General features: G+C 66.4%; 24 protein-coding genes and 1 tRNA gene. 6 read left to right on the plus strand and 19 right to left on the minus strand.

The genetic code is table 11. From position 1 onward, the window contains the following. Nucleotides 1–267: 267 nt before the first annotated feature. Nucleotides 268–1,083 (plus strand): creatininase family protein, encoded by an 816-nt coding sequence (locus SALB1_RS15215; RefSeq protein ID WP_109994612.1) that lies wholly within the window; start codon nt 268–270, stop codon nt 1,081–1,083. Nucleotides 1,084–1,086: 3 nt separating this feature from the next. On the opposite strand, the gene SALB1_RS15220 is transcribed toward SALB1_RS15215, so the two are convergent. Beyond that, on the minus strand, nt 1,087–2,226 hold the full coding sequence (locus SALB1_RS15220) for a GTP cyclohydrolase II (RefSeq protein ID WP_109995484.1): 1,140 nt from the start codon (nt 2,224–2,226) through the stop codon (nt 1,087–1,089). Nucleotides 2,227–2,335: 109 nt separating this feature from the next. Between SALB1_RS15220 and SALB1_RS15225 the strand changes: the two genes are divergently transcribed. Continuing rightward, nucleotides 2,336–3,154, plus strand: a complete 819-nt coding sequence (locus SALB1_RS15225) for a RibD family protein (RefSeq protein WP_109995485.1) — start codon at nt 2,336–2,338, stop codon at nt 3,152–3,154. A gap of 283 nt (nt 3,155–3,437) precedes the next feature. On the opposite strand, the gene SALB1_RS15230 is transcribed toward SALB1_RS15225, so the two are convergent. The 4 genes from SALB1_RS15230 to SALB1_RS15245 are packed head-to-tail and all read right to left on the minus strand — an operon-like array spanning nt 3,438 to nt 6,731. Continuing rightward, complete coding sequence (locus tag SALB1_RS15230; protein ID WP_109994613.1) at nt 3,438–4,289, minus strand: SAM-dependent methyltransferase; 852 nt, start codon at nt 4,287–4,289, stop codon at nt 3,438–3,440. Then, entirely contained in the window at nt 4,286–5,344 is a 1,059-nt protein-coding gene (locus SALB1_RS15235) for a glycosyltransferase family 4 protein (RefSeq protein ID WP_199678830.1), read from the minus strand. The genes SALB1_RS15230 and SALB1_RS15235 overlap by 4 nt, the downstream gene beginning before the upstream one ends. Continuing rightward, nucleotides 5,341–5,739, minus strand: a complete 399-nt coding sequence (locus SALB1_RS15240; RefSeq protein ID WP_109994614.1) for a 6-carboxytetrahydropterin synthase — start codon at nt 5,737–5,739, stop codon at nt 5,341–5,343. Before SALB1_RS15240 ends, SALB1_RS15235 begins: the two co-directional genes overlap by 4 nt. Next, nucleotides 5,727–6,731 (minus strand): zinc-binding alcohol dehydrogenase, encoded by a 1,005-nt coding sequence (locus tag SALB1_RS15245; protein WP_109994615.1) that lies wholly within the window; start codon nt 6,729–6,731, stop codon nt 5,727–5,729. Before SALB1_RS15245 ends, SALB1_RS15240 begins: the two co-directional genes overlap by 13 nt. Before the next feature lie 163 nt (nt 6,732–6,894). Between SALB1_RS15245 and SALB1_RS15250 the strand changes: the two genes are divergently transcribed. After that, on the plus strand, nt 6,895–8,130 hold the full coding sequence (locus tag SALB1_RS15250; protein WP_109994616.1) for a cyclopropane-fatty-acyl-phospholipid synthase family protein: 1,236 nt from the start codon (nt 6,895–6,897) through the stop codon (nt 8,128–8,130). A 71-nt stretch (nt 8,131–8,201) separates the two neighbouring features. Here SALB1_RS15250 and SALB1_RS15255 read toward each other — a convergent pair whose 3' ends face one another. The 12 genes from SALB1_RS15255 to gspC all read right to left on the minus strand — a co-directional run bounded on the left by SALB1_RS15255 (nt 8,202) and on the right by gspC (nt 20,470). After that, nucleotides 8,202–8,960 carry a type II secretion system protein N gene (locus SALB1_RS15255; RefSeq protein WP_109994617.1) on the minus strand — a complete coding sequence of 253 codons (759 nt, stop codon included), beginning with the start codon at nt 8,958–8,960 and terminating at the stop codon, nt 8,202–8,204. Continuing rightward, nucleotides 8,960–9,463, minus strand: a complete 504-nt coding sequence (gspM, locus tag SALB1_RS15260) for a type II secretion system protein GspM (RefSeq protein WP_109994618.1) — start codon at nt 9,461–9,463, stop codon at nt 8,960–8,962. Before gspM ends, SALB1_RS15255 begins: the two co-directional genes overlap by 1 nt. Beyond that, nucleotides 9,460–10,683 (minus strand): type II secretion system protein GspL, encoded by a 1,224-nt coding sequence (gene gspL, locus SALB1_RS15265; RefSeq protein ID WP_255414425.1) that lies wholly within the window; start codon nt 10,681–10,683, stop codon nt 9,460–9,462. Before gspL ends, gspM begins: the two co-directional genes overlap by 4 nt. A 453-nt stretch (nt 10,684–11,136) precedes the next feature. After that, nucleotides 11,137–12,072, minus strand: a complete 936-nt coding sequence (gene gspK, locus SALB1_RS15270) for a type II secretion system minor pseudopilin GspK (RefSeq protein ID WP_158590766.1) — start codon at nt 12,070–12,072, stop codon at nt 11,137–11,139. Next, nucleotides 12,069–12,704, minus strand: coding sequence for a type II secretion system minor pseudopilin GspJ (gene gspJ / locus SALB1_RS15275; RefSeq protein WP_109994619.1), 636 nt, complete (start codon nt 12,702–12,704; stop codon nt 12,069–12,071). The genes gspK and gspJ overlap by 4 nt, the downstream gene beginning before the upstream one ends. Further along, nucleotides 12,701–13,144, minus strand: a complete 444-nt coding sequence (gspI, locus tag SALB1_RS15280) for a type II secretion system minor pseudopilin GspI (RefSeq protein WP_158590767.1) — start codon at nt 13,142–13,144, stop codon at nt 12,701–12,703. Before gspI ends, gspJ begins: the two co-directional genes overlap by 4 nt. Beyond that, entirely contained in the window at nt 13,141–13,794 is a 654-nt protein-coding gene (gene gspH, locus SALB1_RS15285; RefSeq protein ID WP_158590768.1) for a type II secretion system minor pseudopilin GspH, read from the minus strand. The genes gspI and gspH overlap by 4 nt, the downstream gene beginning before the upstream one ends. Nucleotides 13,795–13,939: 145 nt before the next feature. After that, on the minus strand, nt 13,940–14,404 hold the full coding sequence (gspG, locus tag SALB1_RS15290) for a type II secretion system major pseudopilin GspG (protein WP_109994622.1): 465 nt from the start codon (nt 14,402–14,404) through the stop codon (nt 13,940–13,942). A gap of 38 nt (nt 14,405–14,442) precedes the next feature. Further along, nucleotides 14,443–15,663: a type II secretion system inner membrane protein GspF gene (gene gspF, locus SALB1_RS15295; protein ID WP_109994623.1), complete on the minus strand. Its 1,221-nt coding sequence runs from the start codon at nt 15,661–15,663 to the stop codon at nt 14,443–14,445. Between the two features lie 14 nt (nt 15,664–15,677). Next, on the minus strand, nt 15,678–17,237 hold the full coding sequence (gene gspE / locus SALB1_RS15300; RefSeq protein ID WP_109994624.1) for a type II secretion system ATPase GspE: 1,560 nt from the start codon (nt 17,235–17,237) through the stop codon (nt 15,678–15,680). Nucleotides 17,238–17,384: 147 nt separating this feature from the next. Continuing rightward, nucleotides 17,385–19,538 (minus strand): type II secretion system secretin GspD, encoded by a 2,154-nt coding sequence (gspD, locus tag SALB1_RS15305; protein ID WP_109994625.1) that lies wholly within the window; start codon nt 19,536–19,538, stop codon nt 17,385–17,387. Then, on the minus strand, nt 19,535–20,470 hold the full coding sequence (gene gspC / locus SALB1_RS15310; protein ID WP_109994626.1) for a type II secretion system protein GspC: 936 nt from the start codon (nt 20,468–20,470) through the stop codon (nt 19,535–19,537). The genes gspD and gspC overlap by 4 nt, the downstream gene beginning before the upstream one ends. A 400-nt stretch (nt 20,471–20,870) precedes the next feature. Between gspC and SALB1_RS15320 the strand changes: the two genes are divergently transcribed. From SALB1_RS15320 to SALB1_RS15330, 3 genes are read left to right on the plus strand one after another with little or no spacing between them, the layout of a single operon-like run. After that, a complete protein-coding gene (locus tag SALB1_RS15320) occupies nt 20,871–22,739 on the plus strand; it encodes an ExeA family protein (RefSeq protein WP_109994628.1) in 1,869 nt (622 codons plus the stop codon). After that, nucleotides 22,740–23,522 (plus strand): general secretion pathway protein GspB, encoded by a 783-nt coding sequence (locus tag SALB1_RS15325; RefSeq protein WP_109994629.1) that lies wholly within the window; start codon nt 22,740–22,742, stop codon nt 23,520–23,522. A 31-nt stretch (nt 23,523–23,553) separates the two neighbouring features. Further along, nucleotides 23,554–24,138: a DUF2845 domain-containing protein gene (locus tag SALB1_RS15330; protein WP_158590769.1), complete on the plus strand. Its 585-nt coding sequence runs from the start codon at nt 23,554–23,556 to the stop codon at nt 24,136–24,138. Between the two features lie 234 nt (nt 24,139–24,372). On the opposite strand, the gene gloA is transcribed toward SALB1_RS15330, so the two are convergent. Continuing rightward, nucleotides 24,373–24,885: a lactoylglutathione lyase gene (gene gloA / locus SALB1_RS15335; protein WP_109995489.1), complete on the minus strand. Its 513-nt coding sequence runs from the start codon at nt 24,883–24,885 to the stop codon at nt 24,373–24,375. Between the two features lie 210 nt (nt 24,886–25,095). Continuing rightward, nucleotides 25,096–25,182 (minus strand) — tRNA-Leu (locus SALB1_RS15340). Nucleotides 25,183–25,227 lie beyond the last annotated feature (45 nt).

Consider the following 25,227-nt stretch of genomic DNA (forward strand, 5'->3'; position numbering starts at 1 on the left):
CGCAGCGCATGCCGAGCGCGGCTCGCAGGAGCCATCGTGGATGGCCCGGCGCGCTCGGGCATCGGGAATGTTGGTTATTCTAGGGCCTGTTGCCGTTTCGTACGCGTGCCGCGTTGGAGATCGCAAATCGTGTCCGGCAAGGCGCGAGTTGCCGCGCCGCGGCGTGCCACGACCCAGACTCGCAACGCCGCCGGGCGCGATGGGCGGGCTGGGCAGCACCGGCGCGCTGGCGCATCATGGCCGGGTGTGCCGCAACCGTGATCATGCATGAGGCGAATCCAACCATGGTCCGACCTGACTGGACCTGAACTGGCGACGACCGCCGCGCAGGACCCGGTGGCGCTGCTGCCGGTGGCCGCGATCGAGCAGCACGGCCCGCATCTGCCGTTGGCGACCGACGTGACAATTGGCGAGGGGCTCGTCGATGCTGCCATTGCGCAGCTGGAATGCGATGCCGCGCCCCTCGATCTGTTGATCCTGCCCACGCTGGCCGTGGGCGCGAGCCTGGAACACACCGGCTTTGCCGGCACGCTGAGCCTGTCCGCCGAACAGGCCATCGCCCAGATCCGGGCGGTGGGCGCCAGCGTGGCGCGCGCCGGGATCCGGCGCCTGGTGTTGTTCAACAGCCACGGCGGCAACAAGGCCGTGCTCGATCTTGCGGCGCTGCAGCTGCGGGCGGATTACGGGCTGCTGGTGGTCAAGGCCAATTATTTCCGCTTCGCCCCGCCGACGGGTGCGCTGGGCGCCGAAGAGCTGGCGCACGGCCTGCACGGCGGGGCGCTGGAAACGTCGATGATGCTGCATCTGGCGCCCGGCACGGTACGCCGCGAGGCACTGGCCGATCACCCCTCGCTCGGGGCGCAGCGCGCGCGGGCGGGTGCCACGCTCGGCCCGGAGGGCGACGCCGGTTTCGCCTGGATGGCGGAGGATCTGAATCCGGCCGGCGTCACCGGCAATGCGGCGGCGGCCGACGCCGCGACGGGGGCGCGCCTGGTGGAGGCTTTCGGCGCACGCCTGGCCGAGATCGTGGCCGAAACGGCGACCTTTGATCTCGGCGCGCTCGGCGGGCCGGCTCGGTCGTGATCCTCAGTCCTGTTCGTTGCGGTCCGGGTCCGGCGTGTCGGTGAGTACCGGTTCCTGGAGCAGGGCGTCCAGCCAGTGGCCGGCCCGCTCCGCCTTGGTGGTCAGATAGCGCTGATTCTGCCGGGTCAGCCGACCGTAGATGCCACTGCGCCCGGCGACCTCGATCGGCTCGCGATTCATCGCGTCGATCTTGGCCGGATTGTTGGTGAGCAAATCGATATGCGCGACATCGAGCTGGGCCAGTATCTCGCGGGCCACGGCATAATCGCGCTCATCCTGGTCGAAACCGAGTACGCGATCGGCGTCGACCGTGTCCAGGCCGTCGTCCTGCATCTGGTAGGCCCGCATCTTGTTGGCCAGCCCGATGCCGCGGCCCTCTTGGGCCAGGTAGAGCAATACACCGCCACCGCGCTCGTGGATGGCGGCCAGGCTGGCCTTGAGCTGAGGGCCGCAGTCGCAGCGCAGGCTGCCGAAAAGATCACCGGTGAGGCAGGCCGAGTGCAGACGGACCGGCACCGGCGCCGGCCAGCACGCGGCGTCGCCGATGATGATGGCGACGTGCTCGCGCATGCCGTCGGCTTCGCGGAAGACGATGAAGCGCGAGTTGGGCGCGGCATCCAGCGGCACATCCGCTTCGCTCACGCGGCGCAGCAGCGACGGGGCGGCCTGGCGGTGGGCGAATACATCCGCCGCGGCGACCGACAACAGATCGCCGCGATCGAGGCGACGTGCGATGCGCGGGCCCAGATGATCATCCGGCTCGATCACGACCGCCGCGGGGATCAGCAAACCGCGGCGCATCAACGCCAGGGCGGCATGGCCCGCATCGGATATGGGCAGGGCCCGGCGTGTGTCGGGCCAGCGGGCGCCCGGATCGGCCGCCCACTGGATCAGCGCGTCGCGGCTGTCCGTGGCTTGCAATGCGATCGCGGCGGGTGCGCCGGCGGGAGAGCGGCCGAGGTGGGCCAGGCGATGCTCGGTCAGCACGAGCTGGGGCGCGTCGCGCGCGCCGGCACGCATTTCGTCCAGCAGCGCCGCGCTGGTGCCTTCGATGGATGCGACCAGATAGCGGGTTTGCGGCGTATCTATGACTACCGGCAGGCCGCGCCGAAGATCGAAGATCGCACGCTCGACATGTTGCATGAAGCGTTCCTGTATCGATTCCAAGTGCTGGGCAGTCATGCAACCGTGGCTTGCTAACGTGAATCCGCGGACGATAGGGCCGTCCGGAATCGTTTAAAGGCTGCGTATGATGCCATTTATCGACAACACTTACGCTTGGCGCGTGATTCGCGATGCGCGCCGTCGAGCGGCCGACGACATCTGGCGGGTCGACCGAGCGCTGACGATCGAGCCCGGGGGCCGGTGGGCGGCCGATGCCCCCGTCGAGGCGGAGGCGGCCTTTTTGTTCGATAGCTTGCTGCCGCTGGCGTTCTGTCGCCGCGATCATGTGGTGGCGCAGCTCGGCCAGAGCCTGGACGGGCGCATCGCCACCGCGAGCGGACATTCCCATTACGTCACCGGAGAGCCCAGCCGTGTTCATCTGCATCGACTGCGGGCGCTGGCCGACGTCGTGATCGTCGGCGCCGGGACGGTCGACGCCGATGATCCCCAGCTCACCGTGCGCCACGTCGCCGGCGATGACCCGGTGCGCGTGGTGCTCGACCCGCGCGCCCGGGTGCCGGCCGACCGGCGCGTGTTCAGCGATGGCGGGCCGCCAACGTGGCACGTCGTCGCCCCGGGTCAGGCGGCCGCGCCCGGCGCGTTGCCGTTGCCAATGGCCGGCACCGATAGCGACGGCCTGCCGCGGGCCATTCTCGACGCTCTGGCCGAGCGCGGACTGCATCGGGTGCTGATCGAAGGCGGCGGTGTGACCATTTCGCGCTTCATCGATGCCGGCTGCGTCGACCGGCTGCATACGGTCGTGGCACCGCTTTTGATCGGCTCGGGCCGGCCGGGGCTCGCCCTGGCCGAAATCGAAACGCTGCACCAGGCCCGGCGGCCGCGATGTCGGTCGTATGCGTTGGGCGAGGATCGGCTCTACGATCTGGATTTGCGGACGTCGCGCTAAGAGCCTATTGGAATAGGCTCTAGGGCCTGTTGCCGTTTCGTACACGTGCCGCGTTGTAGACCGCAAATCCGTCGAGACAAGGCGCGCGTCGCCGGTCGTGGCGAGCCACGATCAAGACGCGCAACGCCGTATCGGCGGATTTGCGGCCCAACCCGAAGGGACAAGCGCTGTTTTGCGGCAATACAGCGTTGTAGCTCAACGACTACGCTACGTTCGCTACGCCTCGTCTTGCCGCAAAACAGCGCTTGGCGCGGACGCGGACGAAACGGCAACAGGCCCTAAATCAGCGCCGGCGCGGATTGGGCAGGCCAAGCACGTCGACATGGCCGATGCACAGTCGCGCCCGGCCGCGCTCGACGGCCTCGACCCGCCGCGCCGCCCAAGCGGCCATGCGCTCGGCCTGATCCGGCTGCTGACTGGTTGCGGCCGAGTGCCAGCCCGCGATCAGGGCGCGTGCAAGGGCGGCGTCGTCGCGGCCGAGCTGCCAGTCGCTCGGCTGCGTAGCCACGGCATAACCGCATCGCGCCAGGGCATTGATCAACACCGCCGGGGCGGCGGCGCCGAGGGCGAGACCGAAGCCTTTGTCGCGCGCCTGATCACGGGCGAGGGCCCGGCGCACGACCGCATCGTCCACGTCGGCATCGGAGAACTGGATCCGGCCGTCGACGCTGAGCGTGATCAGTACCGCTGCGCCGGCGTGGGCGCAGGTCTCAGCCAGCGTGTCGATCCAGCCGCGCGAGACGAGATCGATCAGCGCGGAGGCGGTGACCAGATCGGCGTCGCGCAGCACCGGGGCCAGCGGGGCGGCCAGATCGACGATCTCGGCGGACAGCTGGCAACTCTCTCCGGCATCCGGCGGCATGGCGCGTTCGGCTGCGGCGAGCAGCTCGGCATCCTGGTCCAGCAGGCGCCACGCGACCGGCCGGTGCAGCCGCGGGGCCAGATAGCGCAGGTTGGATCCGCGTCCGGCGCCGAGATCCACCACCCGCGCGTGGCGCCCGGCGGCCGTGCGGCGCAGATGTTCGGCGGCGAAAAACGTGAGTCCGTGGGCCCGGCTGCGATGATCGACGGCTTCGCGAAGCGTCAGCCAATCGTCGGCGAAGTGCGAGCCCGCAGCGGGCAACGCGCCGCTCATGCGAGCGCGACCCGATCGAGGATCGCGGCAAAGCGCGCACCGGCGTCGTCCCAGTCAGGCAGGGTGGCGGCGGCCCGCAGCGCCCCCGCCGCCAGACCGGCGTAGGCGTCGGGATCGGACAGCAGCCGGCGCAGACCGTCGGCGAGCGCCTCGGAATCGCCCGGCGGCACCGCCAGCCCGGCGTCGTCCGGGAGCGTGTCGGCGAGCGCGCCGCCGGTGGTGGTGATGACGGGCAGGCCGTGGGCCAGCGCCTCGGTCACGACCATGCCGTAGCCCTCGTAGTAGGACGGCAGTATGAATAGGGTAGCGTCGTCGTAGGCAGCCGAGAGCGCCTGCGGCGGGCGGCTGCCGTTGAGATGAATGCGCCCGGCCAGCTGGTGACGATCGATGGCGTCGCGGATATCGGCCACGCACGCCGGGTCGCGTTCGGTGTCGCCGATGAAGTCGCAACGCCACGCCAGATCGGCGACTTGTGCCAGTGCCGCCACCAGAACGGCGTGGCCCTTGCGCGGAATCAGGCTAGCCACGCAAAGCAGGCGTGGCGTACCCCCGCGCTTTCGCAGTGCGATACCGGCCGGCTTGTCCAGACCGGGTGCCACGATATCGAGATCGGCGCGGGCGACGCCGTAGGCGCTGGCCAGGCGCCGGGCGGTGAATTCGCTGGTGACGATGACGTGCGCGGCGTTGGCGAGCGCGCGTCGCTCGTTCGCGAACAGGCGATCGGCCAACGCGCCGTCGATGCCGGATTCGTCGGCCAGTGGATGATGGATCAGCGCCACCAGTCGAAGCCGGTCCGATTCGCGCGCAATAATCTCCGGCAGGGCGCCGAACACGAGCCCGTCGACGATCACCAGTTCGCCATCGAGCCGCGCGGCGAGCGCTGCGGTCAGCGCCGACGCCGCCGGGTCGTCGGCCTCGGGAAAACGGCCGGCGAGCCCGACGACTTCAATGGCATGGCCGGCGCGGCTGGCCGCGCGCGAGATGCGGGCGTCGTAGATATAGCCGCCGGTGTACTGTGTCGGGTCGCCGGCGACCAGCATCAGGGTCGGTTTCACAGCTCGGCCTCGTAGCCGGCCCAGGCGATGTGCGACTCGGACAGTTGCACGCCCATCCGGCAGAGACCGGCCGCGCCCGCGCCGAGGCGCCCGTCCGCAATCGCCTGTTGCAGGCGATTGAAGATTTCGCCGGCCATGAATTCGGTGGTGGTGTTGCGTCCGGCCATGGCCGGGTTGTCGTCGAGGTTACGCAAATTGAATTCGGCCAGCGCTGCCGACAGCGCGGTCGAGGCGGCGCCGATATCGACCACCAGATCGTCGTCGTCGAGGGTCTGGCGATAAAAAGTGACATCGACGACATAAGTGGCGCCGTGGAGCGCCTGGGCGGGGCCGAACGTCGGGCTGGAGAAACTATGGGCGATCATGATGTGATCGCGCACGGTCAGGTGATACATGGCGGATCCTGGCAGTTGGCGTAGACGATGCGCTGGCACAGTGTACGGTCTGCGGGATCGGCCAGCCGTTCCATGATCGCCGGCAGGCTGTCGAAGTCGGCGTCGTCGGCGAACAGTACGTCGAACCGGGCATCCGCGCACAGGTCCAGCGCCAGCGCGAGCCGGCGCCGGTGACTCCAGCGGGCGGCGCGCGCAGGCGAGACCGTGCCCACCTGGCTCGCTTTTAGCGTGAGCCGCCGCGAATGGAACACCCCGCCCAGGGCCACACTGGTTGCCTGCGTGCCGAACCAGCTCAGTTCCACGATCTCGGCCTCGGGGCCGGCCAGGGACAGCGCGGTATTCAGCCCCGCGGCGCTCGCGCTGGCATGGAACACCAGATCGCGACCGCCGGTCGCGTTTTCGGGTCGGGCGAATGCCGCGCCCAGCGCCGACGCCACCGAGGCGCGGCCGCTGTCGATATCGACCAGTTCCACCGCGACGCCCGGCAGATCAACGCACAGACCGGCCACCAGGCTGCCGATCACGCCGGCGCCGACCACGCTGATCCGGTCGCCGACCCGGGGGCCGGCGTCCCACAACGCGTTGACGGCGGTTTCCATGTTGGCTGCGAGCACGGCGCGCTCGGCCGGCACGTTCGGCGGCACGGCCACCACGGCATCGCGTGGCACGACGTACCGCGTTTGGTGCGGATACAGACAGAAAACCGGACGGCCGAGCCAGCCCGGCGGTCCGCGCTCGACCACGCCGACGTTGGCATAACCATGCTTGACCGCACCGGGCAGGGTGCCGGCCTGGAACGGTGCACGCATGCGGTCGTATTCGCTTTCGGGCACGGCCCCGGCATAAACTAAGGTTTCGGTGCCGCGGCTGATCGCTGAATAGGAGGTTCGGACGACCACGTCGTCCGCGCCCGCGCAGGGCAGGGTTTCTGTGCGCAGGCTGGCGCGGCGCGGCGGCTCGAGCCAGAGTGCCCGGGCGATGTCAGCGGTCATGGCGGGCCGATGATGGACATGGTGGCCTAGACTAAGCGTTCGGCAGGCCCTTGGCCAGATTACGGCGCTCGGCTGCACTATGCACTTACAGTGCGTGCGTTGTATTTTATAAAAATGAATCGATGGGGTTCGGCCGGCCACAGCCGGGCCAAAGGGATGGGTTGTGAAGAATAGTTTTTTTGAGCGTTTCATCAGCCGCGGAACCCTGGTTTTGCACCACGCCGACGGTGCGGAACAGCGCTACGGTTCCGGCGAACCGGTCGCCCACGTGCATCTGCGGACGACCAAAGTGCTCAGGCGTTTGCTGGCTGATCCGGAAATGGCCTTCGGCGAGGCCTATATGGACGGCGACTGGTGGCCCGGCGAGGGCGGCCTGCAGGCGGTATTCCGCCTCTATTTCGCCAACGAGAACAACTTGCAATCCAATCGTTTGATGGATCTAGCGCGCCGCGCGTTCCACAGCGTGCGCGAAATGAATACCCGCATGCGCGCCGAGCGCAACGTGCAGCACCACTACGACATCGACAACGAGCTTTTCCAGCGTTTCCTCGACCCGGAAATGCAGTATTCCTGTGCCTATTTCGAACACGAGGGGATGTCGCTGGACGAGGCGCAACGCGCCAAGCTCGCGCATATCGGTCGCAAGCTGTTGCTCGAACCGGGGCAGAAGGTGCTCGATATCGGCTGTGGCTGGGGCGGGATGGCGCTGTTTCTGGCCCGCGAGTACGACGTCGATGTGGTCGGGCTGACCTTGTCCAACGATCAGTACGATCATGCCTGCCAACGCGCCGAGACGCTCGGTCTGAGCCACCGCGTGACCTTCCTCAAGGAGGACTATCGCGAGCATCAGGGCGCCTATGACGCCATCGTGTCGGTGGGCATGTTCGAGCATGTGGGGCGGCCGCAGTATCAGACGTTCTTCGATCAGGTCGCGCGCCTGCTCAAGCCGGACGGTCGCAGCCTGATTCATTTCATCGCGCGCAACGGCGTGCCGCCCAAGGACAGCCGCACCTGGATCCAGAAATACATTTTCCCGGGCGGCTATATTCCTTCCCTGTCGGATTTCGCGCCATGTATCGAGAAAACCGGCATGTCCCTGTCCGACCTCGAAGTCTGGCGGCTGCACTACGCCCGGACGCTGGCCGCCTGGAACGTGCGCTTCCAGGCCGAGCGCGATGTGTTCCGCGAGCGGCTGGGCGAACGCTTCTGCCGGATGTGGGAGTTTTACCTGCTCGGTTGCGAAGCGATCTTTCGCTACGGCCAGCTCGTGGTCTACCAAGTGCAACTGGCGCACCGCAACGATGCCGTGCCCGTCACGCGTGATTATCTGTACGCCGAGCAAGAGCCGGAGCCCGCGGTTGCTCGGGCCCGGCAATCGTCGGTGAGCGCGGCCGGCTGAACACGGCGGTCGGCCACGGTCGGTCTGGTTGGCGCCTCGGCTTGCGGTGGCGAGGCGCGCGGCCCGGTCAGTCAGAGGGCGCCGCGTTCGTGCACGTGGTACCAGCCTTCGCTGTCGGGTTTGCCGAGTTGCCGGAGCATTTGCTTGAGGCGACCGTCTGCCCCGGCGCGGGCGCGTAGCTTGACGTTCAGGTCATAGCGCCGATTCCGATCGGAGAGCGCCACCCTCCCGGTCAATGCCAGCGGCCCCTTGCTGTCGACAAGGCGCGCCTCGACCCCGTTGCTGTCGCGGTCCAGCCGTGCCTTGAAGCGGCCCAGGGGCAGCGGCGGGTTCAACAATTCCCACCGGCTGTCGGTGAGCTGGACGGTACCGGCCAGCGCGCTGATGGCGAGCTTGTCATCGAACCTCAGGTGATCCAGATTCAGGCCGATCCGTCCGGACAGGGGCATGAACGTATACCCCGCCAGATCCGACAACCAGCCGACGGTCGCTTCGCCCTGGACGTCGTCGAGCGAGTTGGAGCCGAGCACACCGCGATGAATGTCGCCCGAGACATGGCCCAGATCGCTGTCGACCCGTAGCGTTGCCGAAATCTCGCCGAGCAACAGCGCGGTCGGGTGTACGTGCCAGCGCACATTGCTCAGGGCGCCATGCGGTAGCACGGCGTAGGCCGCCTGGCCGTCGAGTAATGTGCCGGAAACCCCCTGCAGCCGAACCGGGGTATCGCGGGCGACCCAGCCGGCCACGAGGGACGCGGGCAGATAGGTCACGAGCCCGATCATGAAGGCGACTCCGCCGACGACCGCGAAACGCATGATCCGCCAGTTCATCAGGAGCCGCCCCGAACCAGGGTTAGCCGGGCCTCGACCCGGCCGGGGGCGCCCTCGGCCCGCGAAATCGTCGCCTCCGAGGCGACCACACCATAGTCGCTTTGCAAGGTTTTCAGCCAGTACAGCATGCGGTTGAAGTTGGCCTTGTCCAGGGTGACCATGGCTTCATCGTTGTTCTTCGGCTGAATATGGCTGACCGCACCGCCGAGATTGTGCGCGCGGCTGGTCGCATCGACGATGCTCAGCAGGGACTGACCGCGACCCTTGGGCTCGCTGTGCTGTGACGAGGCGCGCAATAGCTTCGCCTCGTTGCGGATGCCGAGCATCCAGCGGGCCTGGTTGGATTCGGCCGTCACCTGTTCGCGGGCGTTGGCCAGCGCGCTGTTCAACGGGTGCCACAGGCCGTAGTAGAAGATCCCGATGGCCACCATGACGGCGGCGGCCGCCACCATGATGCGCTCGCGCGGCGCCAGGCCCTGGAACCACGCCCTGAGCGCGTTCATTGGCTCGCCCCCGGGCTTACAGTGGCCCGGATCTGCACGCCCGAGGCGCTGGCGTCGGCGCCCTGCACGGATAGCTGAATATCGTCGCGCTGGGCGAATCCGGCGCGCAACGTCTCGACCGATTTCACGTTCTTGCCGTTCAGGCTGAGATTGAGTTTTCCGTTGCGGTACTGCATGGATTGAACTTGTAGATCGTCGGTCTGGCCGGTGACAGCGGCGACGGCCTGGACCAGCGGGAACAGGCCGCCGGCGCCGCCCTTGCCGCGCAACTGGCGAATGCCTTGTTCCGCCTGCACGCGCAGATCGTTGATGTTCTGCACCCCGGGAAAGGCATCGTGAAACGCGGCGAGTGTCTGCGCATGCAGGGCGTCGACCCGTTGGTCGAGCTGCCAGGTCTCGATGCCGCGCGCGACGATGGCGATGACGAGCCACGCGGCGGCCAACGCGCCCGTGAGCATCAGCGGTCGCCATTGGGACTGGAACTGCGAACGCGGCGCGAAGGCCCCCTGGCGCAGATTGGCGCCGCCACGCAGGGCTTCGGGCTCGGCCAGCAGCATGGCCACCAGGGCATCGGCATCGGCACAGACGACGAGATGCAACGCCGGGCTTTCCGCGTCACCCGCCCAATCGATAGCCAGCAGGCGTTGTGCCTCGGCGGCATCGATGGCGTACACGGTCGCGGCCATCGGCGCATCCAGTGCGCCCGCGACAATCGGCCAGAGATCGGTATCGCAGGCGAAGCCCGCTGTGGCTTCGGTGCGTGCCAGCACTCGATCCCCGCTGGCCGCGAGCTGCCAGTGATCGGCGCCGGGCGCGGGCAGGGCCATGTAGTCCGGCAGGATCCGCGTCGCCTCGATGCCAGCGGCGTCGAGCGCATCGCATACCGTTGTCATGCGATCGAGATCGATCACCGCAACCGGCGTCCCGCCAGCGCGGTCGGCGCTGCCGGCCAGGGCGAAATGCAGTTGCTCGACGCGCCCGGCGAGGCGATCCTCGAGTGCATAGCGGGCCGCCTGGAGCCGGCGCGAAGCCGTCCGGATCGGCGGCAGCGGTGCACGCGTCAGCAGCACATCCTCGCCCGGGATGAGCACCGATATCTCAGCATCCTCCCCCTCGATTGCGGCGGCAAACTCGGCGAGCGAACCCCGCGTCAGCTGCCGCTCGTCATCGAGCCAGGCCGCTTGCGTTCCATCGAAATACACCGCCAGCCGTTGGGCCACGTCAACTCCCCGAACCCGTATGCGCCAAGCCTGTTGGCGCCGGTATCTTGTCGTAATGCGCGCGGCTACGCCCATTCGTGGCAGGGCGCGCGGCGCCGGCAGGGGGCGTCTGTGTCGCCGCGCGGTATAACCCGGTCCACGCTCGGGCGCCGCCTCGCCCCCATATAAAATGTTTCGACACGATCGCTTGAATACGGCCCATGATGGGTGCCGGGCCATCCGGGCGCACCCCGCCGATGCGGCAGTCTAACGCAGTCCTGGCGTATGTTGGTCCGTCGCGTCGCAGGCGTACCCCGCGTCTCGTAACGCTCCTTCGTCGCTCTATTTCGGCGCCTTGCCACGCCATGCGCCGTTGCGCGGATGCGCCGTATTCCCGGCTATGGCGCGTCCGGCCGCCTTGCCCGGCGAGAAAAATCACGCGAAAGCCATGATCTGCACTGACGTCACCGCGCACTAGTAAGCCTGGGTTGCCTGGCGGACGATATCGACCGCACCGTTGCTGGCGCGGTGAAGCACGCTGTAGAACTGGGTGGTGCTGTCGGCCACCTTGATACGGCCGGCGACCAGAAAGTATTGCGTGGCGACCGACAACGAGGCGTTCTTGAGGTTCTGTCCCGCCAGCGGGTTCGCGCCCTGAAAGGCTTTGACCGATTTCCAGGGCGAGCCCTTGCGCAGGTCGGCCAGTTTCTTGCCGGTGCCGGGCGGCAGCTTCGCCAGCGACTGAAGTACCGGCGCCGGCGCGGTATCCACATTGATCGCGGTGGCCGTCGGCAACGCACTGATGTAAGGCGCGAGCTCGCGGTAGAGCAGCGGGGTCATCCCGCGAACCGCCGCCAGTTCGCTCGGGCTGACCATGAGCGTATTGCCGGTCCGATAGGCCGGTGACTGGCCGAGATAATAATCGTCCTCGGCGCCGTAGGGCCGACGTGGATTGATGTCCGGGTCGATCCAGTCCGCCGCGGACTGGGCGATGGTCCGGGCGGTGATCGAATCGGTATCCGACACGTCCTGAATCAGGCGCGCGAACTGGGCCGCGGCGGCATCCGGATTGCCGAGCGCCAGGTTGTTCAGATTGAAGCGCCCCTGAAGATCGATGATGCGGCCGCTGATCGAGCCGCCGTCGATCGGCAGGTGGTCGACCGGTTGCGCCCAGGCTTCTTGCAGCGAGTCGATCTTGGAATGCCGGGCATCCTCGCGCAGCTTGGCGCCCAGCCAGTTCTCGATGCCGATGCCGTACCACCACGCCTGTTCGGCGTTCCATATGTTGCCGGAGCGATGCATGGCCAGCGTCATACGCGAGATCATCGCCGCACTGATGATGGCCGACAACGCCACGATCAGCATCGCCATCAGCAAGGCAACGCCGCGTTGCCGGCTTCGCACGCTCATAGATGCGCGCCCGGCATGGCGAACAACAGCCGCAGATGGCCCCAGGCCCGGGTGTCGAGGCGGAGTTCGATGGCTACCGGCGGCGGCTGGGTGGCCTGGTTCGACAGATCGGAGACGGCGCCGTTGTTCTGCGGTGGCCAGCGATCCTGCCATTGGCCGTTCTTGTCGAGAAAACGCCATTCGATCTGGGTAACGCCATCGAGTAGATCGGTTTTCACCGGGGCGCTGTCCTGTGCCTGGTCGAGCACGCGGTAATAGGACCGCACGAGATGGCCGTGCGGCCCGAGCTGGTAGTGCACACGCTGCAGTGTCGAGCGCGGTTCCGACAACGGATTGGGCCAGCCGTCGCGGGTGATCTTCAGGCCGGTGTCCGGGTTGCCCATGACGGCCGGCTCGGCATCGCCGAAACGATTGCGCACCGGACGCGCGACGACTTGCTCGATGTCCTGCTGCAGCCGCCAGGTCGCCATCTGCAGCATCTTGCTGCGATCCAGCGCGGCATCGATCGAGTCGCGCGTATCGATCACCGACGACAGCCCGCCGTAGGCGATGGCGGCCATCACCGCGAACACCGCGATGGCGACGAGCAACTCGACCAGGGTGAAGCCGGACTGGGCGCGCGTCCGGCTCACGAGCCGCTCCCGGAGGTGGCGGTTTTCGTATGGCCGTTCGTGCTCGTCGTCGGCTTCTGATGCTGGGTCAGAAAACCGCTCAGCAATGTGATCGAATTCTTGTCCGCCTGGTGGGTATCCGGATCGACCGCATACACGCGCACATCGGCGCGACGCACGCTGGCATCCGCGGTACCGCTGATGGTGGTCTGCCAATGCCACGGGCTTCCGGCCATGGTGACGTCGTCGGAGCGCGTGCCCGTGCTCGGCCAGTTGGCGGCGATCTGATATTCGACCAGCCGGTTGCGGGCGATAATCTGCGCGATGGTGCGCTGATGGATATACGTCGCGTAGTCCGCATTCTGGGCGCCGGCCGAGACAAAGGCGACCAGAGCGATCGCGATGACCGCCAGCGCAATCAGTACCTCGATCAGCGTGAAGCCTTCAGCGCGCTGTTTCACCGCGCCACCCGCCTGCGTTTGATCTGGCCGTTCGATGTACCCGTGATGTCGAAGCGATGCTTGACACCGTCGGCCGATAGCTCAAGCGTAAAGGGCAGCAGTTCACCGCTGGCGAGAAACAGCGCGGCAGGCACGGCCAGCTTCCGGTTCCTGGGCGCATTGTCCCGGGACTGCGCGCCAGGCTCGCCGGGCTGGCGATCCGCAATGGGCGATGCCGGCAGGGTCAGCGTATCGACCTGCCGCTTGTTCCGGCTGCGGTCGCCGTTGGGGTTGATACGGTCGAGATGAATGTCCTTGTCGAGCCGGCGCGGGCGCAATGGCGAATCTGCGCTGCGAATGACCTTCCAGCCCTGGTCGGTCAGCCGGATGAAGCGATAGCCCGGGTCGGTGAGCTGCAGCCCGATGGTGTCGCCCGACAGGATCGATTCGTCGGCCGCGTCCTGCGCCAGCGCCAGCAGACGCTGCGATGCGGTGTCGAGCCGGTCGCCCGGTCCGGTTGGGTTCACCGATAGCGTGGCAAACGTCAACACCACGCCGATGATGACCAGCACGACCAGGATCTCGATGAGCGTAAAACCGCCCTGGGGCGACTGGTCCGGTGGCACGACCGGGGCGGCGGGGCAGGCTCGATCCGCGTGCCAAGCCTCCATCGCGGTTTGTCTCCGGTAGGGCCAACTCATCGCGCCGTGCGGCGTTGCGGCCAGGCGCCGCATGCCCGGATACGACCCGTTGCCGCAGCTTGCCCGGCACGAAAAAGCGTGCGGAAGCCGTGACGCAAGCTGACGTTACCGGACACTAGGAATTGTCGTTCAGCGTCCAGTTGCCGATATCGGCATCCGGACCGTCGCCGCCCGGCTTGTTGTCGCGGCCGAGGGTGTAGATATCGATCGGACCGTGCTGACCGGGATTGCGATAGTGATACACATGCCCCCACGGATCGGTCGGCAGGCTATCCAGATAGCCGCCCGATTTCCAGTTGCGGGGGACCGGCTGGCTGGTGGGCTTGTGCACCAGCGCCGCGAGGCCCTGCTCGGTGGTCGGATAGCGATAGTTGTCCAGGCGATACAGCTTGAGTGCCGAATCGATGGCCTTGATGTCCTGGCGCGCCTTGGCTTCGCGGGCGACGTCCGGTCGATCGATGATATTGGGCACAACGATGGCGGCGAGGATGCCCAGAATCACGACCACCACCATGATCTCGATCAGCGTGAAGCCGCTTTGTCGACGCCGGCGGGCGGCGCGTTGATGAGAAAAATGCATAGCGAAACTCCTCGCGGGCAACGGTGGAACCGGGCCGGTCACTTGACCAGTTGGTTGAGATTGAATACGGGCAACAGAACCGCCAGCACGATCATGAGCACGATGCCGCCCATGGCGAGAATGACCGCCGGTCCGAGAATGCCCATCACGCCTTCACGGATGGTCTCGACCTCGCGGTCCTGATGATCGGCGGCCCGGCCGAGCATGGTATCGAGCTCGCCGGACATTTCGCCGTTGGCGATCATGTGCAGAGTGATGGCGGGAAATAGCTGTTCTCGCTGCAGCGCCCGATGAATGGCGTCGCCTTCGCGCACGCGGGTGGCGGCGCGTTTGATCGCTTCGCGCATGGGCACGTTGGTCACCACGTCGGCGCCGATGGTCATGGCATCCAGTGCCGGCACGCCGCTGCTGGTGAGAATCGCCAGCGTCCGTGTGAAACGCGCGGTATTCACGGCGCGCGCGAAACGGCCGATCAGCGGGATGCGCAGCACGAACGCATGGAAACGGCGCTTGAATGCCGGCCGGCGCAGGCCGTAGCCAAAGGCCGTGATCGCGGCGGCAAGCAGGAGGGCGAGCAGCCAACCCCAGGTGCGCAGGAAATCACTGGTGGCGATCAGCGCCACGGTGAGTGCCGGCAGGCTCGCATGTACGCTGTTGAACACATGCACCAGCTTGGGCACGACCGTGGACAACAAGCCGATCACGATCGCGATCGACACGACCACCAGAAACGCCGGGTAGATGAGCGCGGCCAGGATTTTCTGGCGCAGCGCCTGTTGCTCCTCGACATAGTCGGCCAGGCCGTTGAGCACCTCGTCGATATGGCCGGACTGTTCGCCGGCCGCGGCCGTGGCCTGGTAGAGCGGGCCGAAGCTTTTCGGGAAGTCGGCCAGCGCGGCGGCGAAGGTATTGCCCTCGACCACCTGCGAGCGCACGCCCACGATGATCTTCTGCACACGCTCGTTCTCGGTCTGCTCGGCCACCGCCTTGAGCGCTTCTTCCATCGGCAGGCCGGCATGGGCGAGGGTGGCCAGCTGGCGGGTGAACAGCGCCAGTTCGGTCACGCTCATGCCGCGTGAGAAGGACAACAGAGAGCGGCCGGACGCGCCGATGGCGCGTTCCGCGACCTCGTTCACCTCGATCGGCGTCAGGCCGCGTTCGCGCAGCTGGGCGCGGATGGCACGCGCGGCGTCGCCTTCCAGCACGCCTTTCTTGCGGCGGCCCCGGGCGTCGAGCGCGGTGTATTCGAAAGCACCCATGGATAATGCCGCCGCTAGCCTTCGCGGGTCACGCGCAGTACTTCCTCGAGCGTGGTCCGGCCCGCCAGTACGTTGGCGCGGCCGTCCGCGCGAATGCTGGGCGTGGCCTTGCGGGCCTGGGCTTCGAGTGCGTACTCCGCAGCCTGTTCATGGATCATCTGTCGCAGTTCGTCATCGATCACCACCAGTTCGTAGATCCCGGTCCGTCCGCGGAAACCGGAATGGTTGCAGTGTTCGCAGCCGCCGGGTTTGTGCAATGTCGGCGGCTGATCCGGATCGGCCTTGAGCAGTTCGCACTCACGGCGATCCGCGGTGTAGGGCAGCTTGCAATCGGGGCAGAGCGTACGCACCAGCCGCTGGGCCATGATGCCGATCAGCGAGGACGATAATAAGAATGGCTCCACGCCCATGTCGCGCAGCCGCGCGATCGCGCCGACGGCGGTGTTGGTATGCAGCGTGGAGAGCACCAGATGCCCCGTCAGCGACGCCTGAACCGCGATCTCGGCGGTTTCCAGGTCGCGGATCTCGCCGATCATGACCACGTCCGGGTCCTGGCGCAGGATCGCGCGCAGCCCGCGCGCGAAGCTCATGTCGACCTTGGTGTTGACCTGGGTCTGGCCGATGCCGTCGAGGTAGTACTCGATCGGATCCTCGACCGTCATGATGTTGCGCGTGCGATCGTTGATACGGGTGATACCGGCATACAGCGTGGTGGTCTTGCCCGAGCCGGTCGGGCCGGTGACCAGGATGATGCCGTGCGGTTTGTGCACGAGTTCGTCGATCGCGGCAAGCGTGTTCTCGGGCATGCCGAGCTGCGGCAGATCGAGCCGGCCGGCCTGTTTGTCGAGCAGGCGCATGACCACACGCTCGCCGGTGCCCGACGGAATGGTCGACACGCGCACGTCGACCGGCCGGCCGGCGATGCGAACCGAAATGCGCCCGTCCTGCGGTACGCGTTTTTCCGCGATGTCGAGCTTGGCCATCACCTTGACGCGCGAGATCAGCCGGGGCGCGAGCTGGCGCGGCGGGTTCAGCACTTCACGCAGCACGCCGTCGACGCGAAAGCGTACGGTCAGGCGCGATTCGAAGGGCTCGATATGGATATCCGACGCGTTTTCCTTGATCGCCTCGGTGAGCAGGGCGTTGATCAGCCGGATGATCGGCGCATCGTCCGAGGACTCGAGCAGATCGGCCGGCTCGGACAGCGCGCGCGCGGCATCCGACAGATCCATGTCGTCATCCATGCCCTCGACGATCTGGCTGGATTCGGCGTCGCGGTTTTCGTAATCGTTCTGCAGCATCGCATCGAAGGCGCCGGCGGCAACGGTTTCGACCCGTAGCCGGCGTTTGGTATGCCGACGGACTTCCAGTAGCGCGGCGGCATTGACCGGCTCGCGCACGATCACGCGCACGCTGGCCTCGTCCTGGTCGCCGAGCATGATGCCGTAGCGCTTGGCGAAGGCGAACGACAGCCGCTCCAGCCGCGGCGCTGTGGACGTGCCGTCATCGGCATTGACCCCAAGCGGCTCGCCGTCGATGGGCTCGAGCGTAAGGGACTCGGCGCTGTTGCTCATGTCGCGATCCTCCCGGTCGACAAAGCGGTCACGAACTGGGCCCTGATATCAAATGCGTCGCGGGCATTGCCGACCCACAAGGGCTGTTTCGGCATTCACGCCGGCCGACGCCCACGGCCCCATTGATGGCGATGCCGGACATGGCGCCTAATCCGAGAACTGATCGCCACGCCGCTTACCCGTCGGCGACGAGCCGTTGTCCTTGGGCTGTACGCCGGTGTGCGAGCCGCCGCTGAAATTCTGCATCTTCGGCAGTTGCGGGCGCTCGTTGCCTTTCATCAGCGGCAGACGTTTGCGCGACTGCTGCATCTGCAGATGGCGCAGATATTTGTACTTCGCGGCGCTGTAGCGGTTGGATTCGCCGTCGCCACGCAGGATCGTCGGGCGGATGAAGTTCAACAGATTGCGCTTGTTGCGATCGACCGCATTAAAACGGAACAGGGAGCCCAGTATCGGGATATCGCCGAGCACGGGCACCTGGTTGTGCGTGACCTGGACATTGTTGTCGATCAGGCCGCCCAGCACCAGGATCTGGCCGTTCTGGACCTCGACCGCCGTCTGCAACGTGCGGCTGTTGGTGATCAGGCCGGCGTTGGTCGTCTGTTGCGCGCTGGGCGCAATCGACGAGACTTCCTCGTCGATCGTCAGCTGAATGGTGTTGCCGGCGCTGATCTGCGGAATGAAGGCGAGCTGGAGACCGACATCCTCCCGGTTGATGGTCTGGAAGGGGTTGTTGCCGTTGCCGACGCCGGACGTGCCGCTGGTATAACTGCCGGTGACGAACGGCACCTTCTGCCCGACCTTGATCTGTGCCTCCTCGTTATCGCGCGTGATCAGCGACGGCGTCGACAGCACGTTGGTGTCGACATTGTTCGACAGCGCGTTGACCAGCAGCGCGAAATTGACTTCGCCGTTGGTGCTGCCGAGAGCCACGTTGAGCCCCTGCTGGATCAGGTTGAGCGGGGTGCCGTTGGCGGCAGCCTGGGTCACGGCCGAGAGCGTGCCGGAGCTCAGGATGCTGGCCGCCGCCGGCCCGCCTTTCTTGAGGGCGGCGATATTGATACCGAGCTTCTTCGACTGCTGGATCCCGATTTCGGCGATGATGCCCTCGACCAGCACCTGCCCGCGCCGGATATCCAGCTTGGAGATGATGTGCTTGATCTTGCCCATCTTGTCGGCCGGGGCATGAATGATGAGCGCGTTGGCGCCGGCTTCGGCGATCACGGCGATATCGCTTTTGCTGCTGGACCCGGAAATACCCTGAACGGTGCTGCCAGAACCCGAGCCGCCGCGCTGGATCGGGCTGGTGCCGCCCAGCGAACTGCCACTGTTGCTGCCGTTGTCGCTGTTGCCGAAACCGCTGCCGCCCATGTTGCTCAGGCCGCGATTACGCGAGTTGCCGGAGGAGTAGCTCTGCCCGGTGGCGTAGGCCTGCAGCACGGGGGCGAGCGTCTCCGCATCGGCGTAGTTGAGATAGATGACCGCCGTGTCGCCGGATTCCTGCGACTTGGCGTCCATGTTGTGGATAATGCGACGGAGCTTGCCGCGCTCGGCGGCCGTGCCGGAGATCAGGACGCTATTGGTACGGTTCAGCGCCACAACGCTCGAACTGGCGTTCTTCTTGTTGTTGCCCTGCAGCTTGTGAATCGCATCGGCGACGTCGGAAGCATTGGCATTCGACAGATGCACTTGATCGACGCTGGACGAGCCATTGGCGTCGATGCGATGCACGATCTGCGTCAGACGCTGCACATTCGCCTCGCGGTCCGAGATCACCAGTGAGTTCGACGCCGAATAGGCCGCCAGATGGCCGTACTGCGGCACCAGCGGGCGCAGAATCGGCACCAGCTGATCGGCCGGCACGTTGTTGACGTGGATGACCTTGGTGACCATGTCTTCGTTCGCGGCGCCGCCCGCGCGGCCGAAACCGCCATCCTGCTTGGCCTTGATCTGCGGAATGATCTTGGTCACCTCGCCCGAGCGCACGGCGGCAAAGCCATGCACGTCCAGCACCGAGAGGAAGGTCTGATACAACTCGGCCGGCGTCATCGGCTGGTTCGACAGCACGGTCACCTTGCCCTTGACGCGCGGGTCGACGATGAAGTTACGGCCGGTCACCTCGCTGACCGTCGCGATCAGCGTGGTGATGTCGGCATCCTTGAGATTCAGCGTGAACGAATCATCACTGCCGTCGCTCTTGATGCCGGCCGGTGTCGCGTTCTGGGCCAGCGCGGCGACCGGCGCGAACATGAGGATGAACAGGCAAATCGCGGCTCCGACCCGATGCGGCGTCGATTTCATTGCAGATCGATCCGAATGGTCCGGCTCTGACCCGAGTCGTCTTGCACGGTCACCGTGGCCGTCGAAGCGTGCGCGAGGCTGCCGAGCAGCCGCAATGAGGCCGCCGGGTTGTTCAGTGGCTTGCCGTTGATCGCGGTCACGAGTTCCCCACGTTTAAGTCCTACTTTGTTAAACAAGGATTTATCCGCCCCCGGATAAACCCGATAGCCCACGAGATTGCCGTTTCGCCGGGCGGGCCGCAAGCGAATATAGTGCGACGCGGTCGCCGGGTTCGACAGGATCTCCTTGCGAATCGCGCCGATGCGATCCGCGACTGCGCCAGAGACCGTTCGCGATGCCGCGCCGCTAGCCGTTGCCGTCGAGCCCGACGAGTTGTGCGACCTCGAAGCCGTCGGCAACTGACTGCGCTTGATGCCGGTCAACGCGCGCACTTTCTTGATGCTCTCCAGTGTCAGTGTCTCGTAGTGGCCGCTGCGATCCAGAATGACGCGATCGGCATAGATGGCGTGCAGCTTGACGCCGGATACGATCTGCTCGCCCACCTTGTAACTGTCCTGCTTGCCCTTGGGGTCCTTGATCAGTGCCCGCGAGCGATCGCCGCGGCTGTCGGAGACAATGCCCGTGAGCACCAGGTTGAGATGTGTCTCCGGCGCCTTGATCTGTTTGACCTTGTCGGCCTTGGCGTTCGGCGACGGCTGCTCGCCGAACAGGTGGGCGCTGGCAATGGCGTCGATGTCGATCGTCTGGCTCGATGCCGCCCGGCTGCTGTCATTTGCAGCGCGCGGGGCGAGGGCGTGCGCGCCCGGTTCGGGCCACACCAGCCAGAACAGACGCGCGAGCGCCAACGCGATCAACGCAACCAGTACGAGATTGGCAATATCGGGGGCGCGCAGCGCCCAGCGACGCGCAGCGTGGGACAGTTCCATGGCCATGGCGGGCAGTCTAACCAACGCAGATGATGTCTGCGTTATAGAGAATTAGTGGTGTTTGTACTTGATCTTGCGGCGAGTAGACTAGCCCCCTGTCCGCGTCCGCGCTGCAAACGAAACCCTGGGTACAGGCCGGCGCGGTCGCCCGAGGGCCTTGCCCGCGGTCGGCAAGAAGATAGGAAGCTGGTTTGCATACAGCCAAAGCACGACGGATGAAGGGATGGCCCGGTGTGCACTCGGCGCGTGCGTGCGGCGCTGATTCGCGGCCGTTCGCCGGCAGCGCCGGCATGCTTGCCCGCGCGTTCGGCGGCGGGCAGACTGTGAGTGCGCGACGGGACGACCGCTTGCCACGCCGGCTGATCGGCCACTTTCGGTCACGACGGCCGGGGCGCGGGGTTTATTGATGTATCTGCGGTACTTCGGCTTTGATAGCTATCCGTTCGCGGCCACGCCGGACCCGACCTTTCTTTACCTGGGCCACAGCCACCGCGAAGCACTCGGGCATCTATTGTATGGCGCGGGCGAGCAGGGCGGTTTCGTCGCCCTGGTGGGCGAGGTCGGCACCGGCAAGACCACACTCATACGGGCGCTGGTCAAGAACGAGACACCGGACCTGGACATCGCGCTGTGCTGGAATCCGCATCTGGGCGTCACCGAATTCGTGGCGACGGTGTGCGACGAGCTCGGCGTGGACTATGACGCCGAGCGGGATACCACGCTCAAGACCCTCGTCGATCGGCTGAACGCGCATCTGCTTGAGGCGCATGCGGCCAACCGGCGCACCGTGCTGATCATCGACGAAGCGCAGAATCTCTCACGGGCGGTACTGGAGCAACTGCGCCTGCTGACCAACCTGGAGACACACAAGGCCAAGCTGCTGCGGGTGATCCTGGTCGGTCAGCCCGAGCTCGACGAGATGCTGGCCCGACACGACCTGCGCCAGCTCGCCCAGCGCATCACGGCTCGGTTCCGCCTGCAGCCGCTGGGCCTGGCCGAAACGCGGGCATACGTCCAGCATCGCCTGGAACGTGCCGGGGGGCCGCAGCATTTGTTCTCCGGGGCGGCCGTCATGACGCTGCGCCTGCTGACGCGGGGCGTCCCGCGGCTGATCAACATGGTCAGCGAACGTGCCCTGATGGGTGCGTATGCGCACAGTCGTCCCTATGTCGGGCCGTGGACCGTCATGCGCGCGGCGGCCGAAACCTTGCCGGCCCGCCCGCGTCGACCACAGGCGCGCTGGTGGCGTTTCGCGTTGCCGACCGGCGCACTCGCCGTGACCGGGATCGCGGTCGGGCTGGCCTGGCTGCCCGATATTCCCCGGACCAGCGCAGCGGAGGGGATCCGAGAGGCCCATGCCAGCAGCGAGCGGGTCGCCGCGGCCGACCCGAAAGCAAAGAACGCGGCGACGACCTCCAGCCCCGCTAACGCCGGGGCCGGCGGGGCGGGCAAGACGCCGGCCGATACCCCGGATGGCGGGAAAGGCGGAAAAGCGGCGGCCGGCGACCCATCCAAGGATGGAAGCCGGAAGGACAAGGCCGAGAGTGACGCGGCGAGCCAGCAGGGCAAGACGCAAACCAAGACCGACAAGACGGCCGACGACGAGGCCTCGACTGACGGCAACCAGGCGAAGTCCTCCGGGGAAAAGCCCAAAAAGGATACGCATACCCTGCCCAAGGGCAATGCCGACATGAATCAGCTGCTGCGGCTCTGGGGCGTGTTCGGCGCACAGATCCGCAGCGGTTGTTCGAGACTGCATGTGGGCGACCTGCGCTGTCTTGACGACACCGGCGACTTTGCCACCATCAAGCGTTACAACCGCCCGGCGCTGCTCACACTCCAGGAAAAGGACCACCGTCAGACCGTGCTGCTCAGCCGCATCAACGACGATGGCACGGTGACGCTGGTGGGCGGCGAGGGCACGCGCGACGTGGATCGTCAACTCTTGCTCAAGCTCTGGACCGGCCGCTTCCGGGTGATCTGGCGTTCGGACGCCGGTGTGGGGCTGATCCAGCCGGGTTCGGTGGGCAGTGCCGTGGTCTGGCTGCGCAAGCGCCTGATGCAGATCGACGGCAAGCATCCCGACAGTCAGGTTGGCCCCCCGTCGCCGGTCTACGATGATGCTCTGGGCAAGCGACTCAAGGCATTCCAGAAATCGCACGGCCTCAAGCCGGACGGCATCGCCGGCCCGCGCACCCAGATGATGCTCAATGGCGCTGTGCCGTCCCCGGGCGCGCCGTCGCTGACCCCCACCAAGTCTTCGGATAAGAAATAAGTGTCCTATCTCGTCGATGCACTGAAAAAGGCCGAACGCGAGCGCTACGCGCGCCAGGAACCGGATATCCAGGTCTTGTCGGCTGGCGCTGCGGCCTTGCCGGCCGGGCAGCGCTCCGGGCCCTGGCTGTGGCTGATGGCAATTCTCGTGGCCACCAACGTGGCACTGGCGATCTATGTCTGGCGTGCGCAACCGGGCCATCCGGCATCCGCCGTGGCGCTGGCGGATGCGCCGCCGCTCGGCAACAGTGACAAGCTCACACGGTTCGCACCGGGGTTATCCTTATCCATCCCCGATAACAAAACCGGCAACCAGGCCGCGGAGCCCGCCCCGTCGACACCGGCTACGCCTCGCGGCGGGACGACGCGTTCGGATCGCAACACCGCGGCAACCGCCGCTGCATCCCCATCCACCGGCCGGGCGAATCGGGTCGCGACGCGGACGAACGGCGACTCGCGGTCTCACGAACGGGTGCGCTATTCGAACGTGCCGCTGACCGGCGACGGGGCCACGGACGCCGCCCCCGCGAGCCGGCCGAATACAGCGGGCGGCGGCAATGGCGCGGACGCGCCGGATCAGTCTGCGTTCGACGATGTACCATCGGTGGATATCAACGGTCAGCTGTACAGCAGCGTGCCCGGGCGGAGTTTCATCCTGGTCAATGGGCGCCGTTATCACGAGGGTGAGCGTCTGGCGGCCGGCCCCGCGGTGGAAAGCATCGGCCCGAACGGCGCGACGCTGCGCTATCACGGGCGGCGATACCATGTGGCAGGCCCCGGCTAGTCACCGTTCGTCCGCGCCCCGGCGTCGCTGTGTGCTGGTCACGCTCATCCTATCCGCCGGATTGCTGCCGCCCGCCGCCCGGGCCGATTCGCTGCGCTGCAACGGTCATCTGGTAACCGACGGCGATCCGGCGGCCAGGGTGGTGCGCGCTTGTGGGCCACCAAGTTTCCGCGACCCGTGGTGGGGCGCTGCGCCGGCCACGGGGGTGCCGCCCATGATGGAATGGACGTACAACCGCGGACCGCGGCGCCTCATGGATCAGATTGTGTTCCGCGATGGGCGCGTGATATCCATCGCCACGGCTGGGTACGGCTTTCGTGCCGGTTCGCTGCCGCCCAACGGCCACTGCAACCCGGCAAGCATTGTCTCGGGGTTGTCCAAGTATGCGCTGCTCGAGGCCTGCGGCGAGCCCGTCCAGCGCAGCGGCGGCTATGTCAATTCGACACGCTACGATGACGGCACGCATCGGTTATTCCTGCGTCACGCCGCGCATCCGGTCTACCGCGAACGCTGGATCTACAACTTTGGCAGCGACCGCCTGATGCGCGAAGTCACGCTCGAGAATGCGCGCGTGGTCTCGGTGCAGACGCTGGAGCGCGGTTTCGGTCCGCACTGACCGCCCGCCCGCTCAGTCGATGGCGTTGATGAGTTCGGATATCAGCTAAAGACTGAGGCCCACGGTGGTGGCCGCCGGGCAGGCCGACTTCGAGCTTTCCGGGCCCGTCGCCGACGCCAAAGGCTCACAACGGGCGCACTCAAGGGGCGTGCGCGGCGTTGTTGCCGACACACCGCGCGGCATGGGTTGCGTATGACGGAAGGGCGGGCCTCGCGGCCCGCCCTTCGCTGCGGATCAGCCGTGCTCGACCAGCTCGATCCAGTACCCGTCGGGATCCTTCACGAAAGCAATATGGTGCATGCGCCCGTCTTCCGGGCGCTTCTTGAATTCCACATTGTTCCGGTCCATCCAGTCGCAGGCGGCCTGGAGATCGGGCACGGTGAAGCAGATGTGGCCAAAGCCCTGCGGCTCGGAATTGCCGTCGTGATAGCGGGCGTTCGGGTCGTTTTCGGTGCCCCAGTTGTGCGTGAGCTCGAGTACGCCTTCGCGCCGGCCCACGTATTTCACGCGCTCGGACTCGTCCTCCGGCACGTCGTCGCCTTCCGTGGTGGCCAGGAAATACAACGTGAACTCGCCGTCCGGGTTCTCGCTGGTACGCAACAGGCGCATCCCGAAGACCTTGGTGTAAAAAGCCAGGGAGGCTTCCGGATCGACCACGCGGATCATCGTGTGGTTGAACACGAAACCCTGCGTCTCGCCCGGCACCTGTTCGTGCACGCCCGGGGCGTCCTGGGTATTGAAAGCCATGTATCGGTTCCAGCCGTGGATTGTGGCCATACTATGCATCAGGCCCGTGCGTCGGAGAAAGCGATCGGCCGTGGCTATGGGGTGCGCGAGGCTTACTCGGGACAAAGGAGGCGCACGCCAGCGCGGATCCGCGCGCGCCGTTCCCGGCACCGACGACGGCATGGGCCGGCGCGCATCGATACGGCTAACGGCTGATTGAACAATGCGAGTTGGTGCCGCCGGAGGGACTTGAACCCCCACAGCCTCACGGCTACTAGGACCTAAACCTAGCGTGTCTACCCATTCCACCACGGCGGCCTGGCGCGCATTCTAACCGATCGCGCCAGCCTGGCACAGTAATGT

Origin of the sequence: Salinisphaera sp. LB1, assembly GCF_003177035.1 — a bacterium.
Lineage (GTDB): Bacteria > Pseudomonadota > Gammaproteobacteria > Nevskiales > Salinisphaeraceae > Salinisphaera.